General features: G+C 74.7%; 18 protein-coding genes and 1 pseudogene. 3 read left to right on the forward strand and 16 right to left on the reverse strand.

The genetic code is table 11. From position 1 onward, the window contains the following. The 13 genes and pseudogenes from ABD946_RS04040 to ABD946_RS04100 all read right to left on the reverse strand — a co-directional run. Window positions 1-520: pseudogene (locus tag ABD946_RS04040) on the reverse strand (hypothetical protein); the annotation flags it as partial. Between the two features lie 97 nt (window positions 521-617). Further along, window positions 618-1,064 (reverse strand): hypothetical protein, encoded by a 447-nt coding sequence (locus tag ABD946_RS04045; protein ID WP_345280122.1) that lies wholly within the window; start codon window positions 1,062-1,064, stop codon window positions 618-620. Window positions 1,065-1,077: 13 nt separating this feature from the next. Further along, window positions 1,078-1,551, reverse strand: coding sequence for a TadE/TadG family type IV pilus assembly protein (locus tag ABD946_RS04050; RefSeq protein ID WP_345280124.1), 474 nt, complete (start codon window positions 1,549-1,551; stop codon window positions 1,078-1,080). Further along, a complete protein-coding gene (locus tag ABD946_RS04055) occupies window positions 1,548-1,970 on the reverse strand; it encodes a TadE family protein (protein WP_345280126.1) in 423 nt (140 codons plus the stop codon). The genes ABD946_RS04050 and ABD946_RS04055 overlap by 4 nt, the downstream gene beginning before the upstream one ends. Then, window positions 1,967-2,221 carry a hypothetical protein gene (locus tag ABD946_RS04060; RefSeq protein ID WP_345280128.1) on the reverse strand — a complete coding sequence of 85 codons (255 nt, stop codon included), beginning with the start codon at window positions 2,219-2,221 and terminating at the stop codon, window positions 1,967-1,969. Before ABD946_RS04060 ends, ABD946_RS04055 begins: the two co-directional genes overlap by 4 nt. A 30-nt stretch (window positions 2,222-2,251) precedes the next feature. Further along, a complete protein-coding gene (locus tag ABD946_RS04065) occupies window positions 2,252-3,133 on the reverse strand; it encodes a type II secretion system F family protein (protein ID WP_345280129.1) in 882 nt (293 codons plus the stop codon). Further along, window positions 3,130-4,101 (reverse strand): type II secretion system F family protein, encoded by a 972-nt coding sequence (locus tag ABD946_RS04070; RefSeq protein ID WP_345280131.1) that lies wholly within the window; start codon window positions 4,099-4,101, stop codon window positions 3,130-3,132. The genes ABD946_RS04065 and ABD946_RS04070 overlap by 4 nt, the downstream gene beginning before the upstream one ends. Continuing rightward, complete coding sequence (locus ABD946_RS04075; RefSeq protein WP_345280133.1) at window positions 4,101-5,669, reverse strand: TadA family conjugal transfer-associated ATPase; 1,569 nt, start codon at window positions 5,667-5,669, stop codon at window positions 4,101-4,103. Before ABD946_RS04075 ends, ABD946_RS04070 begins: the two co-directional genes overlap by 1 nt. Continuing rightward, window positions 5,659-6,894, reverse strand: coding sequence for a hypothetical protein (locus ABD946_RS04080; protein ID WP_345280134.1), 1,236 nt, complete (start codon window positions 6,892-6,894; stop codon window positions 5,659-5,661). The genes ABD946_RS04075 and ABD946_RS04080 overlap by 11 nt, the downstream gene beginning before the upstream one ends. A 73-nt stretch (window positions 6,895-6,967) precedes the next feature. Then, a complete protein-coding gene (locus tag ABD946_RS04085; RefSeq protein WP_345280136.1) occupies window positions 6,968-7,705 on the reverse strand; it encodes an SAF domain-containing protein in 738 nt (245 codons plus the stop codon). A 74-nt stretch (window positions 7,706-7,779) separates the two neighbouring features. Further along, a complete protein-coding gene (locus ABD946_RS04090) occupies window positions 7,780-8,733 on the reverse strand; it encodes a hypothetical protein (protein ID WP_345280138.1) in 954 nt (317 codons plus the stop codon). After that, the gene (locus ABD946_RS04095) at window positions 8,727-9,332 is read right to left on the reverse strand and encodes a hypothetical protein (RefSeq protein ID WP_345280140.1); all 606 of its coding nucleotides are present in this window, start codon (window positions 9,330-9,332) and stop codon (window positions 8,727-8,729) included. The genes ABD946_RS04090 and ABD946_RS04095 overlap by 7 nt, the downstream gene beginning before the upstream one ends. 133 nt (window positions 9,333-9,465) lie before the next feature. After that, the gene (locus ABD946_RS04100) at window positions 9,466-10,308 is read right to left on the reverse strand and encodes a hypothetical protein (RefSeq protein WP_345280142.1); all 843 of its coding nucleotides are present in this window, start codon (window positions 10,306-10,308) and stop codon (window positions 9,466-9,468) included. Window positions 10,309-10,488: 180 nt separating this feature from the next. Here ABD946_RS04100 and ABD946_RS04105 point away from each other — a divergent pair, with 180 nt between their 5' ends. The 3 genes from ABD946_RS04105 (at window position 10,489) to ABD946_RS04115 (ending at window position 12,981) form a co-directional block, all read left to right on the forward strand. Next, entirely contained in the window at window positions 10,489-10,923 is a 435-nt protein-coding gene (locus ABD946_RS04105; RefSeq protein ID WP_345280144.1) for a pyridoxamine 5'-phosphate oxidase family protein, read from the forward strand. A 234-nt stretch (window positions 10,924-11,157) separates the two neighbouring features. After that, window positions 11,158-11,613 (forward strand): MaoC family dehydratase, encoded by a 456-nt coding sequence (locus ABD946_RS04110; protein WP_345280146.1) that lies wholly within the window; start codon window positions 11,158-11,160, stop codon window positions 11,611-11,613. A 189-nt stretch (window positions 11,614-11,802) separates the two neighbouring features. After that, window positions 11,803-12,981 carry an MBL fold metallo-hydrolase gene (locus ABD946_RS04115; protein ID WP_345280303.1) on the forward strand — a complete coding sequence of 393 codons (1,179 nt, stop codon included), beginning with the start codon at window positions 11,803-11,805 and terminating at the stop codon, window positions 12,979-12,981. Between the two features lie 19 nt (window positions 12,982-13,000). On the opposite strand, the gene ABD946_RS04120 is transcribed toward ABD946_RS04115, so the two are convergent. From ABD946_RS04120 to ABD946_RS04130, 3 genes are all read right to left on the reverse strand, one after another. Next, window positions 13,001-13,936, reverse strand: a complete 936-nt coding sequence (locus tag ABD946_RS04120; protein WP_345280148.1) for a DUF389 domain-containing protein — start codon at window positions 13,934-13,936, stop codon at window positions 13,001-13,003. Between the two features lie 105 nt (window positions 13,937-14,041). Next, window positions 14,042-14,398: a hypothetical protein gene (locus ABD946_RS04125; RefSeq protein ID WP_345280149.1), complete on the reverse strand. Its 357-nt coding sequence runs from the start codon at window positions 14,396-14,398 to the stop codon at window positions 14,042-14,044. Window positions 14,399-14,411: 13 nt separating this feature from the next. Continuing rightward, window positions 14,412-14,933, reverse strand: coding sequence for a TetR/AcrR family transcriptional regulator (locus ABD946_RS04130; protein ID WP_345280151.1), 522 nt, complete (start codon window positions 14,931-14,933; stop codon window positions 14,412-14,414). Window positions 14,934-14,945: the final 12 nt, after the last annotated feature.

The raw sequence follows: 14,945 nt of genomic DNA on the forward strand, positions 1-14,945 counted from the left end.
CGGGGGCCGCGGCGGGCCCGAGCTCCGGGACGGCCGCGAGGCGGAGCCGGCCACCGGCAGCAGGGGCGATCACCGAGCCGACCAGGCCGGCGGCCAGCCGCTGGCTCCAGCCGAAGGCGGGGAGACGGCGGGCCACCCGGCCGCGCAGTTGGGCCGGGATCTCCAGCAGCACCGAGAGCGCGAAGCAGAGCCAGCCGATCCAGCCGATCGCGACCAGGACCCAGAGGAAGATCCGGCCGTCGTCGGGGCTGGTCAGCAGGTCGGTCAGGCCGGAGGTGCTCTGACCGCCCATCGCGGCCACCGCGAGGGTGCCGTAGCCGAGCAGCATCGGCACCCCGGCCAGCAGCACGGCCAGCAGCACCAGGGCGCCGAGCGCGGTGAACACCGAGCCGACGGTCCTGCGCCGTCGCCGCGGCCGCAACGGCACCGGCCGCCGTGCGGCCGGCACGCCCGGGCCCGGCTCGACCCGCGAGCCCGTCCCGGCCCGCCGGTCCTGTCCCTTGGTCCCTCGCGCCGCCATCAGCCCGTCCCCGCTTCCCTCACACCCCGCGCCGCTGCGGCCCTGCCGCCGCGGCGCCCGCCTGACCGGGCGTCAGCCCGGACCGGAGCCCCGCCCCTCACGGGTTCTCCGCTTGCCTGACTCCGTGCACCAGCCCGGCCGAACCGACGCCGCGCACGTCCAACTCCTCCACCCGCATCGCGCCGAGCAGGGTGGTCCGGTACGTGGTCCGGATCTCCACCACCACGGTCCGGTCCCCCCGGAAGGTGATGTCCGCGGGCTTCAGCCCGTACGGCTCCAGATAGGCGGTGGCCACGCTGCGGGCCTCGTCCAGGTCCTTCTTCAGCACGTAGCCGCGGCCGCTCAACAGGGCGGCCTGGTCCAGCTGTTGGCCCACCGCCCGGGCGGCCTCCTGGGCGCGCGCGTCGGCGTTCTCGATCGCCCGCAGCCGGCCACCGCCCTCCAACACGATACCGACCATGATCACCAGGCCGGCCACGCAGATCGCCACGAAGAGGGCGATCGAGCCTTCGTCCGCCCGTCGACGGAACCGATTCGGACTCAAATCCCCTCCCCTCTCAGCCGGTTGCCCGGTAGCGGTCCAGCACCGAGGTGAAGGTGCCGGTCATCTTCTTGGAGCCGGCGGGCAGCCCCGCCAGCAGGTCCGCCAGCCGGACCGTGCAGCTGACCTGCACCGTCACGGTGGTGAGCGGACCCTCCGGCGTGGGCAGCGTGCCGTACGCGACCGCGGAGCGTTCCGCGCCCTCGCACAGCACCCCCTGCCCCGCCAGCGCCGCGGCCACCGCGTCGTGTGCGGCCTGCTCCGCCCCCTCCGGGCTGCGCGCCAGGGAGGCCGCGCGGGCGCCGGAACGGGCTGCTGCGTCCACTACCCCGCCGGTGGTCTGAATACGCCCGGCCGCGACGGCGATCAGCACGAAGAAGACCAACGCGGGGGCGAGGATCGCCAGTTCGATCGCGAAGCTGCCGCGGTCCGCGCCGGGGCGGCGCCGGCGGAGCACGAGCGGCCCGCGCAGGGCGGGCGGGCGCCTCACGGCCGCCCGCCCTGCGGGACGAACTTCTCCCGGGGAGCGCTGATCCGACGGGTGATCAGCAGCCGGTCGAACCCCGGCACCACGGCCAGCGGCCGGACCGTGACGGAGATCCGGTAGGTGGTCGCGTCACTGGTGTCGGTCTTCACGTCGACCCGCTCGGCGAGATCACCGACCCGGGTCAGGAAGTCCCCGGCCCGCCGGGCGCCCGAATCGGAGGCGGCGCCCTGGGCCCGGCCGGCCTCGGCGCCCTCGCGGGCAGCCGTGAGCGCGGCCTGGCCCGCGTACCAGTAGAGGGCGGCCTGCACCACGAGGAAGACCAGGAACAGCGCGATCGGGAAGACCAGGGCGAGCTCGATGCTCAGCGCGCCCCGGTCGCCCCGACGGGCTCCGGTCCGGGCGGACGGCGAACGGCGGATCACGGAATGGGGGTGACGTTCGCGTCGGTCGGGATGTGCCCCTTCACGGTGCTGCCCAGGCTGCGCACCGCCACCACGATGGCGCCGGCGATGGCGACCAGCACGACCACGGCGAGCGCCAGCTCGATGCTGATGGCGCCGCGATCGCCCGTGGCCCGGGCCGCCCGGAGGCGGCCCATCCGGTAGTGGAAGGCGAACATGAGGAGTTGCACGGGAAGGAAGAGTGCGGTGAGGAACGAGCGCAGTACGGCCATGATCTGCTCTCCAGGGTCTACGGTTGGCGGCTAGATGAAGTTGAGCATCTGGTACAGCGCGGGAAACGCGATCAGCACCGTCATGAGCAGGGTGAGCGCCGCTCCCGGCGCCACCATCCGCTCGCTGTCGGTGTTGGCCCGGGCCAGGTCCTCCGCGAGCAGTTCGTCGCGCAGGCTCTTCGCCCGGGCCCGGAGGGTGTCGTACACGGCCGCCCCGTCGGTGCCGGACAGCCGCATGATGTCGGCGACGTCCTGAAGGGGCGTCAGACCGAGTTCGGTGGCGAGGGCGTCGAGGCCCTCCCAGGGTGGGAGCCGGTCGGTGGTGGCGCGGTCCAGGGCGTCCCTGATCCGGCGCAGCACGGTCGATCGGCCGACCACGGCGGCCCGCCGCAGCGCCTCGGCCGGGCCGAGGTCGGCGGCCCGCTCCAGGGCGACCAGTTCGAGGTAGGCGGCGATCCCGTTGAGGTACTCGGTACGGGCCTCCTTGGCCTCGCCCTTGACGATGGCGTCCGGCACCAGCCAGCCCAGCAGGGCCAGCCCCGGGCCCACCAGCACGGGAACCAGCAGCGGCAGCTGGACGTCCATCAGGGTGGTGAACAGCACCAGGTAGGCGGGGGTCATCAGTCCGATCAGGCCGAAGAGCAGCTTGTGCGCCATGAAGCGGGCCGGGGTGCGGCCGATCAGCGCGAGCTGCTGGTGCGGGATGCGCGCACCGGCCAGATGGATCGAGCGGGCGCCGATCCGGTCGGCCCAGGCGGCCCGGCCCCCGAGCTCCTGGGTCTCCGTCGGAACCCGGTGCAGCCGGTCCAGGGCCTGCGCCAAGTCCGGTGGTGCGGGCCTGAGTTCGGAGGCGATCAGGGCGATGCCACCGAGCACCGCGGCACCGGCCAGGACGGACCAGAGGGAGATCACGGGGCCTCCTTCCGGAACAGCGAGGGGACGGCGGGCACGGGCGCGCCGGCGGTCGGCTGCGTCCCGGCCGGCGAGACGTCCGGCCCGTCCGGGGCGGGCAGCCGGACCGCGCCGGTCCTGCTCCGCCGGTCGGGCTCCAGCAGCCGGGGCAGCTGCGGCTGGGTGGCCAGCTTCTTCATCCAGGCGATCACCAGGACGAACAGCACCAGCACCACCAGCAACACCATCTGCCCCAGGAAGGTGCCGTACGGCTGGACGTAACGGTCGTTCAGCACACCGACCACCAGCACCCCGAGGATGATCACCAGCAGCCAGCGGATGGTGGTGCGGTGCGTGGCCCGGCCCGCCTCGATGGCTCGCCGCTGGCGGACCTCCTCGCGGACCGACCCGGCCAGGTCGCCGAGGGTGCGGGCCAGGCCCGGGCCGCTGTCCCCGGCGCGCAGCACCAGGGCGGCCAGCACCTTGTCGGCGGTCGCGTCGGCGATCCGGTCGCCGAAGGCCCGCAGCGCCTCCTCCGGCCGCCAGCGGGACTGCAGGCGGGCGCTGAGCTCGGCGATCTCGGCCTCCAGGGCGGGCGGAGCGGTCCGGCGGCTGGTCACGATGGCCTGGTTCAGGCCGACGCCGAGCAGCAGCACGTCGCCCAGCCGCTGGGTCCACTCGGCCAGCGCCTCCAGCTTCTCGATCCGGTGCATGTCGGCCTTGGTGGCGCCGTACAGCCAGGGCAGACCGAAGGCCACCAGGGCGACCAGCACCAGCACCACCGGCGGACGGCCGGAGAGCAGCACCAGCACCGTGCCGACGGCGAACGCCAGCACCTGGAACGGGAGTTGACGCCTGGTCCGGTTGGAGAGACGGCTCGCGAGGGGCCGGGCCGCGTCCTGCTCCGACCGGTCGACGCCGCGCAGCCCCACCACCAGCAGCACCAGGCCGCCGACCACCAGCAGTCCGCAGAGCACGAAGAGCAGCATCAGCGACCGCCCCCGATCCGCAGGTTGAGCGGGGCGCCCCAACTGCCGTACGCCGACGACAGCAGGCCCGCGTCGAAGCCGGCCCGGCGCAGGTCGTCCAGGCAGTTCGGCGGGGTGTGCGGCACGGCCCGGGGCTCGCCCAGGTCGGGGCGCGGGCCGAAGACGGTGTTCAGCGCCGGACGGCCGCTCTCGCCGATCCCGGTCACCTCCATCACGTGCGAGACGAAGCGGTGCCGGCGGCCGCCGAGCGCGGTCTCGTCCACCATCGACACGTGCACGATCAGGTCGACCGCGTTGGCGGTCAGCCGGTAGGCCAGGGTGTCGGTCATGTGGGCGCCGTACTCCAGGCAGAGCTCGGCGATCCGGTCCACCACCATCTGCGGGCCACGGGCGTGCAGGGTGCACATCGAGCCGCCCTCGCCGTTGGTCATCACCCGCAGCATCGGCACCACCTCGCCGGAGCGGACCTCGCCGACGATGATCCGCGACAGCGTCATCCGCAGCGCGGCCGGGATCAGCTCACCGATCGTCAGCTCGCCGGCCACCTTGCCGTCCACCCGCTCGCCGTTGCCCTCCCGGGCCTCCATCGGCACCACCTGACGCAGGTGGCCGAGGGTGTGCAGCCAGAGCTCGAACTCCGACTCCAGGGTGCCGACCCGCTCGTCCGGCGGGATCTCGGCCGCCATCGCGCGCAGCAGGCTGGTCTTGCCGACGCCCTGGGTGCCGGTGATCATCACGTTCTTCCGGGCCCGGATCGCCGAGGCCAGGAAGGCGGCCAGGGTGTGGTCCACCGTGCCCAGTTGGACCAGGTCCGCGAGGGTCGCCGAGGCCACCCGGTGGCGGCGGATCGCCACGTACGGACGGGGCGTCACCTCGGTCATCGCCTGCAGGCGCATGCCGCCCTCCAGCCGCAGCGCCAGCATCGGGCTGGCGGTGGACAGGCTGCGCTCGCCGCCGCCGTGCTGGCGGGCCAGGTCCTGGAGCAGCTCGATCAGCTCGGCGTCGCTGTCCGCCACCGGCGGTACCTGGCGCAGCGGTTGGTGGACCTTGGAGATCCACACGTCGTCGCAGCCGTTGATGAGGATGTTCTCGATCTCCGGGTCGTCCAGGTAGGGCTGGAGCCGCCCGGCCCGGAACAGCAGGTCGTAGACGGCCTCGGCCAGCGCCCGGTCCTGCTCCCTGGTCGGCGGGATGCCGTGGGTCTGGGCGTAGGCGTCGGACCAGCGGGCCACCACCTCGTCGATCAGCGCACGGCCGCGCTGGCGCCGGGTGGCCCGGTCGGCCTCCACCCCGGACAGGTCGCTCAGCCGGGCCAGCTGCTCGTGCAGCTCGGCCGCGACCTGGCGCTTGAGCTCCCGGGCGACCTGCTGGTCGACCGCCGGGCGGACCCCGACGGGCTCGATGGCGGGCACCGGAGCGGCCTGCGCGGCGGCGGAGCTGACCGGCCCGGAGGTGAACTGACCGACCGGCGCCGCATGCGGTATCACCGGCTGGGCGGTGGTCCAGGGCAGCCCGGCCGGGTCGGCCGAGGGCTTCTGCAGCGGGTCGTGGAGGGGGCTACCGCGCACGGAGCACCTGCCCGTAGGTCGGCGGGTCGGCCTCGGCCGGAGCCCGGAACGGCTCCGGGGCGGCGGGCTGCGGCACCGGCGGCGCGGGCACCACCGGGCCGGGCCGGCCGTCCGCCGGAGCGCCCGGTGACACCGACGTGGGGTGGGCCGGCGGGCGGCCCGGCTCGGCGAACGCGGCCTGGCGGTAGGCGGCCTGCGGAGGCTGCTGCCGGGGGGCGTGCGGGCCGAGCGTGTAGCCCTGCTGCTGGGGCTGCTGGAAGTGGGCCTGCTGGGAGTAGGCGTGCTGAGGGTACGGCTGCTGGGCCTGCGACGGAGGCGGCTGGACGCCGGGCTGCGGGACGCCGGGCTGCTGGTAGGCCAAGGGGTGCGACTCCTGGTCGGGGGACGGCAGCGCCGGCCCCGGGTGCTGCGGTTCGACAGCCCCGGGTACGGCGGCCGGGGCCAGGCGCTGCCGACGGCGCCTGACGAGCAGTTGGATCTGGTCGGCCGCCGAACGGGCGGTGCGCATCAGCTCGGAGCGGACGAACCGGCGATCCCCGGTGTCCCCGCCGTCCGAGAGCAGCCGGGCGGTGCGCGGCGCGTGCGGGAGCACCCCGAGCACCGGCACGCCGAACTCGCGGGCGATCTCCGCGGCCGGGTACGGGCCCTCGGCCACCACCAGCACGCCCAGCGCGTCCGGGCCGCTGCCCGACTGGGTCAGGTCCTCGCGCAGCGCGGCCAGCCGGGGCCGGGCCGAGCTCAGGCCGCGCAGCGTGCTGCGCACCGTCACCACCACCGCGTCGGCCCGCCGGGCCAGCACCGCGCCCGGCCCGTACGCGCCGGACCGGCCGAGGTCCAACAGCACGTCGTAGCCCTGGGGTTCGAGCGCGTGCAGCGCCTCCACCAGCGGCTCCCAGGTGTACGCCAGGCCGGGGGCCTGGGCCGGGTCGGTCAGGCCGGGCAGCAGCAGGCGCTCCCCGGTGCCGTCCGGCGAGATGTCCACCAGCTGCTCCCAGAGGGCCTGGGCGAGCAGGCCGCGGCGGTCCGCGACGGCCAGGTTGCGCAGCCCGTAGACCGCCTCGACCCGGCCCTCCAGCGCGCCGGCCAGCACCGCGCCGCCGTCCGGGTCGCACTCCACCAGCAGCACCCGGCGGCCCGGGTGCAGCGGCCAGGAGAGCAGCAGGGCCAGCGCCGAGGTGGTGGCTCCGGGGGCGCCCGGACCGCCGACGAGCGCGATCACCGCCACGGGACCACCCCCCGGCCGACCCCGGGTGCACGGGCGGGGCGGGCCGTGGCGGCCGTCCCGAGGTGACGGCCCATCAGCCCGCGCTCCCGCTCGGGGAGGGCGTCGGGGCGGCCGGGGCCGCTCCGTCGCGCGGGGCCAGGATGATCTGCAGACGCCCGCCGGCCACCCAGGCGGCCAGCTTGGGACCGTCGGCGAGCGGCAGCGCCACGTCGACCACCTGGCTGCCGTCGGAGTCCACCTTGCCGACCGCGACCACCTTGACCGGGATGGTCTCGGGGGTGCGGACGGTCCCGTTCGGGCCGTTGTCCGGGGTGGAGACCACCACGATCCGGTTGCCGGGGTTGAGCCGGGTGCTCGGCAGCTGGGTGCGCTTGACCGCCACGCCGACCACCGTCTGGCCGGGCTCGACCAGGGACTCGCCGGTGACGTCGGCCCTGAGCAGCAGCCCGCCGCGCCTGAGGTCGCGGGAGGCCCGCAGCCCGATGGTGCGGGAGCGGTCGGCGGCGTCCAGCGGCTTGAGCGCGGGGTCGGAGGCGATCCGTGCCACGACCAGGTCCTCGGGGGCGATGGCCTGTCCGGCGGGCACGTCCCGGGCCAGCGCGAGCACCGCGATCCGCTGCCCGGTGGAGTTGTAGAGCACCGCCCCGCCGAGACCGCCGGCCGCCACCATGGCCACCGCCATGGCGATCACCGCCGGGCGCCGCCGTCTGGCCCGCAGGGTGCGCGGCGGCGCGTGCGGAGCCACCCGGGCCGCCTCGGCGGCGGGGACGGTGATGCCGGGGCTCGGCGTGGGGAAGGTTCGTTGCTCCACCGGGCTTCGGCCTTTCGTACGGGGGGTCGGGGGACGGTCCTGGGGACCGGTGCGCGGGGCGAGGTGAGGCCGCGTCAGTTGAGCAGCTGGACCTCGGCCACCTCGACCGGCGTCGGGGCGAGGGCGGGCACCCGGAAGAGGAAGTCCGGCCTGACCCGCTGCTTGGTGTCCTCGCGGATGGCCGTGATCTTCCAGACCGCGGTGGCCGCGACGTAGTACTTGCCGTCGGGCTGCCCGGCCGAGCTGTTGCCGTAGACGTACTGGCAGTCCGGTGAGGTGACCGCGCCCGAGCCGGCCGTGTACGGGGTGCCGGGGCCCTTGCAGCTGACCGGCTGCTCGCCGAGGCCGGTGGTCCACTCGACGTGGTCCAGCTCCGCGTGGGCGGTCACGGTCAGCACGTTCCCCTTGGCCTCCGCGCTGACCGGGCCGGAGCTGCGTTCGCTCCGCTCGTACCAGAGCCAGACCGGCACCCCGACCGCGGCCTTGCCGGCCGGCGCGGTGCGCATGTCCGGCGGGAGCAGCCGGAGCTTGGCGACGGCCTTCGACGCGAGGTCGGCCGGGTTGTCGTAGACCGGCATCGGGATCGGCGGCTGCGGGAAGAACTGCTGCGGCCAGACCGAGAGGTTGCCGTCCTTGTCGCGGCAGACCACGTCGTAGATGGCGCCGTCGGCCGGGGTCCTGCCGCCCCAGACCGCCGCGGTGACCGGGGGCTGCGGGTTGGCGGGCTGGTAGTAGCAGCCGTTGTCCTTGCTGAACCAGCCCAGCTTCGGGTCCCAGCAGGGCCGGTCGACGCCGTTCCAGGTGCAGAGCGGGACGCCGTTGTCGCTGCCGCCGCCGCCCGGGGTGCCGGGGCCGGGGGTCGTACTGCCGCCGCCACCGGGCTCGGTGACGACGATGCAGATGTCGCGCACCTCGCAGGGGTCGACCGTGCCGCCCGGCTCGTCGGCGACCGCCGGGCTGGACAGGGCGGTGACCAGGCCGGTCACCAGCAGGGCTCGGAGAGCGTTCCGTCGGACGCCGTTCAGCATGTTCGGCCCACCTCGCGGATGAATTCGACGATCTGCCAACGGGATTCGGTCTTGCGCAGGGTGACCTTCGCGGTGTAGCGGGTGAGGCGGTTCTTCGGTTCCGCCGTCGCCCTGGTCCTCGCGTCGGCCTGGTGCCAGTCCGTGACGTCGATGCAGTCCTCGACGGTGGCGGTCGGGGGCTTGGCCTCCAGGTCCACCGCCGTCACCAGCGGCGCGTTGCGCGGCGCCCCGACCATCACCTTCTTCGCCTCGGAGAGCTCGGTGAGGGTGACCATCGTGTCGCTGAGCGCCTGTCCGCTCGAGGAGAGCCTCAGCGGCAGAACGTCCGCCTCCGGTTGTCCGAAAGCAGCCGTCCTGGTGTCCCACCACGTCCGGTAGGCCGCCAACACCACGGTGGCGTTGGCCCCTTCGAGACCGGTCATCGGCTTGGCGGAGGCCCCCACGGTGGCGGTTGCCGTGACAGCAGGAGCAGTTGGGGCGGCGGAGACGTCGGAGAGCCGGTCGGCGGACCCGCTCTGGCCACAGGCGGCGAGGAGCAGCAGGAGTGCCCCGCCGGCCCCAACCCTCCCTGGGCGCACCACAATTCCGTGCTGCCGCATCGCCCCACCTCGTCGCGGCCCGCCCCGCGAGGGACCGCCGCCGCAGAAGAAATCCGCCACCCCTGGTGCTGCTTCGGGGGATTGATTCTTCGCCAACCCGCCCCTGCCCGGCAACACCTCGGGCGTCCTGACCTTACGCGGAAGGCGGATCCATTGGGGCACTTTCCCGCCACAGAACCGCCAACAGTTCCTCCGAAAGCGACAATCCGGCCAATGCGCCCCGGACGGCGGCCCGGTTGCGGAGCAGCAGCCTCCCCTGCTCGCCCGGTGCCAACAGCCGTGCCCCGGCCACCCCGTAGGCGCTCTCCGCCCAGGCCAGCTGGGTCTCCACGGCCGCCTGGAGGTCCGTCGGCGCCACCGCCGCGGGGGCGCCGGGCAGGCCGTGCTCCAGCACCCGGTCCAGCGCCCAGGTGAACGAGCCCTCCCCGCCCGGCAGCACGGTGTCCCGTCCTCGCCGGGGCGGCTGGTAGCGCGCCACCCGTCCCCACAGCGGCACCCGGGAGTGCGAGAGCAGTTCGCCCGCCCCCTCCTCACCCCGTTCGAGCGCCCCCCAGGCGTCCTTGTCGGCCACGGCGTCCACCAGCAGCAGGGTCTCCTCCTGGTCCCCGTGCACCATGGTGCTCACCACCCAGTCCCAGGCCAGCCCGCGCCGGTAGGCGTTGTCCGGCGTCGACCCGCCCGTCACCAGTGCCAGCCGCCGCCCGCGCGGGTCCGCCACCAGCTGACCCAGCAGCGCGACCACCAGCCACCGGGCCGGACGCTGGGCCGCCGCCCGCAGCGCCGTCAGCATCGCGTTCGCGTCCGCCTCCGGCGCCACCAGGGTCACCCGGCTCCCCCGGGCCCCCGCGTCGAAGCACCGTCCGGGCAGCTCCGCCGCCAGCCGCCGGGCCCCGTCGGCCGCCCGCGCGGACCCGGCGTGGGCCCGCTCCGGCCCGCCGTCCGCGCCGATCACCACCAACTCGATCCCGCCGCTCACCGGCATCCCTCCCTGCCCACCACCACCGCCGCCGTGCGCCGGCCCCGCCGCACAAGCTATCCGGCCGCCCTCGTCGCGCGTGCCGTTTCGACCGGAATGACGCGGGTCCACGCAGGTCAGGGACCATCGCGGGACCATGGGCCCTACTGACGGGCCGTCCGAAGCGGCACCATCGGGTACATGGACCGAGACGAGCGAGTGGAGACCCTGGGCGAGGCCGAGTGCCTGCGCCTGCTCGGCACCGTGCCCATCGGGCGCGTGGTGTACACCGAGCACGCCCTCCCCGCGGTCCTCCCGGTCGCCTTCGAGGTGGCCCCCGACGGCACCCTGGTCCTCGGCCTGCGGGCCGGCACCACCGTCAGCCGCGCCCTCGACGGCACCGTCGCCGCCTTCCAGGCCGACCACCTGGACCCCTCCACCCGGACCGGCTGGTCCGTCCTGGTGCACGGCCGCGCGGAGGTCGTCCGCGACGAGGCCGCCGTCCGGCGGCTGCTGCGGACCGGGCCGATGCCCTGGGTGAGCAGCGGCCAGCAGCCGATGTTCGTCCGGATCGCCCCGGAGCTGGTCAGCGGACGCCGCGTCCTCCCTGCGGGGCAGGCGCTCCAACGGGGCTGAGCCGGCGCACGGGGCTGCGCCCCGTAGGGGCGCGAGGAACTGCGCGCTGGGGAACGGCAGCGCGTGCAACTGGCTCGACTGCCCCGATCTAGCACTGGGCCGCCTTCCGTACTCGCGCAGTTCCTCGCGCCCCTGGCATCACCACCTTCGTCCCTCGCGATCCACCGCTGACAAGTGACCCGTGGGTAGGCATACTCTGCCGGTGTTCCGTCCCCCTTTCCGTCAGGAGCAGCCGTGACGACGTACGCCTCCCTCGCCGAGTTGACCGCAGCGGTCGGCACCGAGCTGGGCACCAGCGAGTGGCACACCATCGACCAGGGCCGGGTCGACCTGTTCGCGGAGGCGACGGGGGATCACCAGTGGATCCACGTGGACCCGCTGCGGGCGAAGGAGAGCCCCTTCGGGGGGACCATCGCGCACGGGTACCTGACGCTGTCGCTGATCCCGGTGCTGGCGAAGGAGTGCTACGCCGTCGAGGGCATCAGGATGGCGCTCAACTACGGCTCGGAGAAGGTCCGCTTCCCCGCCCCGGTGCCGGTCGGCACCGCCGTCCGGGCCACCGCCGAGCTGCTCTCCGCGACCGAGGTGCCGGGCGGGGTGCAGGCCCTGGTGCGGTACACGATCACCAGCGAGGGCAGCCCGAAGCCGCACTGCGTGGCCGAGACGATCACCCGCTTCTACGCCGCCTGACCCACCGTCAGGCCACCGCTTACGCCGAACGGTGCGTACGGCTCCGTCTCGCCGGGTGGGTGCGGGGCCCGGCCGGTAATGTCCGACAAGACGGACAGAACCGCTTATGGAGGTGCCGTGCCCAGCCCCGTCGCCTGGACGTCCCGGGTCGCCGCCCTCACCGCCGCGCTCGGCACCGGCACCGCGCCGCTGCTGGAACTGCCCGGTGACGCCTGGCGCCGGATCCGCACCGAGCCCTTCGGGGCCGAGCCCACCGGCGCCCGGCTGGCCCGGATCAGGAACTCCCCCAACTTCCGGGGCGGCGCCTTCCGCAATCCGGTGCCCACCAGCCGGCTGGCCAGGACCCGCAACCGGCTGGAGCTGAACCGGGGTCAGTTCGCGGCCAGCCGGCACCGCCGGGCACCGGCCGCGGCGGTGCCGCTGCACCGGCTGCTCCCGATCGAGCTGGCCGAGCCGCCCGGCTCCGGGCTCCGCGCCACCTGGCTGGGCCACGCCACCGTGCTGGTGGAGATCGACGGCCGCCGGGTGCTGTTCGACCCGGTGTGGAGCGAGCGCTGCTCGCCGTTCGGCTGGACCGGGCCCAAGCGGCTGCACCCGATGCCGATCCCGCTGGCCGAACTCGGGCCGGTGGACGTGGTGGTGATCTCGCACGACCACTACGACCACCTCGACCTGGCGACCGTCCGGGCGCTGGACGCCACCGGGACCACCTTCGCGGTGCCGCTGGGGATCGGCGCGCACCTGGAGCACTGGGGCGTCCCGGCGTCCCGGATCGCCGAGCTGGACTGGTGGGAGTCGGCCGAGGTGGCGGGGCTGACCCTGACGGCCACGCCGGCCCGCCACTACTGCAACCGCGGGCCGCGGAACAACCCGCTGGTGCTGTGGGCCTCCTGGGTGGTGGCGGGGCCGGAGCACCGGGTGTTCCACAGCGGGGACACCGGGTACTTCCCCGGCTTCGCCGAGATCGGCGGCCGGCTGGGGCCGTTCGATCTGACGATGGTGCAGATCGGCGCCTACAGCGACCTGTGGCCCGAGGTGCACATGACCCCCGAGGAGGGGGTGCGGGCCCACCTGGACCTGGGCGGCGAGCTGCTGCTGCCGATCCACTGGTGCACCTTCAACCTGGCCCCGCACCCCTGGGAGGAGCCGGCCGAACGGACCGTCAGCGCCGCCCAGGCGCTGGGCGCCCGCCTGGTGGTGCCGCGCCCCGGCAAGCCCTTCGAGCCCGCCGAACCACCGCCGGTCCGGCTCTGGTGGCGCGCGGTGGCGGCCATGCCGCGCGGCGCCGAACTGTTCGTCCCGCAAGGGCTGCAGCCCGCACCGGCCCGGCCCGCCCGCCGGGCGGAGGACGACGGGGTCACGGTCTGAGGGCAGCGGCCGTGGTGGCTCAGGCCGCCGCCCGGGCCCTGATGATCCGCCAGGCCCAGTGCTGCGCCAGCAGGGTGAGCACCCCGGCGAGCACGATGCCCAGCAGGTTGAGCAGCAGCTGGACCCCGGACCCCGCCGCCTGCGCGTAGTCCCGGTAGCCGAAGGCCACCGCCGCGTTGGCCGCGGCGGGGACGGTGGTGACCGAGATCGCCACGCCGACCAGCATCCCCGCCTTGGCCGAGGTCAACGAGAGCACCCCGGCCGCGCCGGCCAGCAGCGCGACCACGAAGGACATCGCGTCCGGCTTCCAGATGAAGGAGGTGTTCGGCCGCTCCGCGTCGAAGGCGGCCTGACTGAACAGCCCCAGCTGGTCCATCACCCAGGAGAACCCGGCGGTGAGCACCATGGCCACCGCGAAACCCACCAGCAGGGCGGCCAGCGAACGGCCCGCCTCCCTGGCCCGCCGCCGCACCAGGGCCACGCAGAGCCCGGCCAGCGGGCCGAAGTCCGGGCCGACCGCCATCGCGCCGACCACCAGGATCGCGCTGTCCAGCACCGCACCGCAGGCGGCCAGCATGGTGGCCAGGGCCATGAAGGCGAGGTAGACCACGCTCAGCGTGGACTCCTCGTGGGTGATCTCGGAGACCGCCTCCCAGACCAGCGCGTCCGCACCGTCGCCCGGGGCCAGCTCCTCGGCCCGTTCAGCGGACTTGGAGATGGTGAGCTCCAGCGGCGACACGTCGATCGCCCCGCGCTCGGCCAGCCCCAGCTCCCGCAGCCCGGCCAGCACCTCGTCGGCCGCCTCCCGCGCGACGTCGCAGAGCACCACGTCCCCGGCGGGGCGCAGCGCGGCGTCCGGCAGCAGCACCACGTGGGTGACGCCGGCCCAGGTGTCGAGGTGTTCGAGGACGGCGTCCCGCAGGTCGTGCGGGACGATCAGACGCAGATGCAGCATGGTCCGCAACCCTAGGGCGTGGCGCACCGGGGCGCCGCACCCGCCGCGCGCCGGACCGGACGAGCCGTCAGGTCCGGCGCCGTACTCCGGGCGGTCGACAGGTCGTCAGACCGTCCGCAGGGCCTGCTCGACCAGGGCGAGGGTGGCCCGGGGGTCGGCCACCTCGACCACCAGTCGGGCGTAGGCCTCCTCCACCAGCTCGATCACCACGGCCTTCTCCGGGTTCTTCACGTCCCAGAACACCTTCTCGCCGTCCCGGCGGAAGGTGCCCGCCACGATCACCCCGGGGAAGTGGGTGCCCGGGGCCTTGATCCCCTTGGGCTCGCGCAGGATGCCCGGGTCCACCGTCGCGCCCCGGACGTGCCGGAGCGGGATCTCGATCCGGCTCTTCAGCGCCCAGAACCGGTCCCACCCCTCGACCTCGACGGTCAGGACGCCGTCGGCCACCGATACCACTGCCATCTCCTCGACTCCTTCAGCTGGTTGACGTGATCCGACGGGCGAGCGCGGCGAGCTGCGCGGGCCCGCTCCCGGAGCGGCGCAGCCGCACGCCGAGCACGGTGGCGGCGAGCGCGGGGGCCAGGTCGGGCCCGGCCTCCGGGTGGGCGGCCAGGGCGGCCTCCAGGGCGGTCAGCCCCTCCTCGACCAGGGCCGCCACCTCGGGGTCGTGCGGGGCGCGCTCGGCGGCCGCGAGCAGCAGCAGCCCGGCGGCCGGACCGTCGTCGAAGGCGGCCGCGGCCCGGGCGAGGGCCACGCCGAGGCCGGGGGCGGCGGTGAGCGCCGCCGCGCCGGGGAGCACCTCCTCGTCCAGGTGCCGGCGCAGGGCGGCCAGGTAGAGGCCGCGCTTGCTGCCGAAGACCTTGTAGAGGCTGTTGCGGTGCACCCCGAGGCCCGTCACCAGGTCGTCCACCGAAGTCCCCTCGAAACCCCGGTCGGTGAACACCCGGGCGGCGGCCCGGACGGTCTCGTCCTCGTCGAACGCGCGTGGTCGTCCCATGCGGGAAACCCT

Source organism: Kitasatospora albolonga, assembly GCF_039535905.1.
Lineage (GTDB): Bacteria > Actinomycetota > Actinomycetes > Streptomycetales > Streptomycetaceae > Kitasatospora > Kitasatospora albolonga.

Coding starts and splice junctions, on each gene's coding strand:
- ABD946_RS04120 (WP_345280148.1), bottom strand. CDS start 13,936: ATGCTGCATCTGCGTCTGATCGTCCCGCACGACCTGCGGGACGCCGTC.
- ABD946_RS04095 (WP_345280140.1), bottom strand. CDS start 9,332: ATGCGGCAGCACGGAATTGTGGTGCGCCCAGGGAGGGTTGGGGCCGGC.
- ABD946_RS04105 (WP_345280144.1), top strand. CDS start 10,489: ATGGACCGAGACGAGCGAGTGGAGACCCTGGGCGAGGCCGAGTGCCTG.
- ABD946_RS04125 (WP_345280149.1), bottom strand. CDS start 14,398: ATGGCAGTGGTATCGGTGGCCGACGGCGTCCTGACCGTCGAGGTCGAG.
- ABD946_RS04130 (WP_345280151.1), bottom strand. CDS start 14,933: ATGGGACGACCACGCGCGTTCGACGAGGACGAGACCGTCCGGGCCGCC.
- ABD946_RS04090 (WP_345280138.1), bottom strand. CDS start 8,733: ATGCTGAACGGCGTCCGACGGAACGCTCTCCGAGCCCTGCTGGTGACC.
- ABD946_RS04070 (WP_345280131.1), bottom strand. CDS start 4,101: ATGCTGCTCTTCGTGCTCTGCGGACTGCTGGTGGTCGGCGGCCTGGTG.
- ABD946_RS04060 (WP_345280128.1), bottom strand. CDS start 2,221: ATGGCCGTACTGCGCTCGTTCCTCACCGCACTCTTCCTTCCCGTGCAA.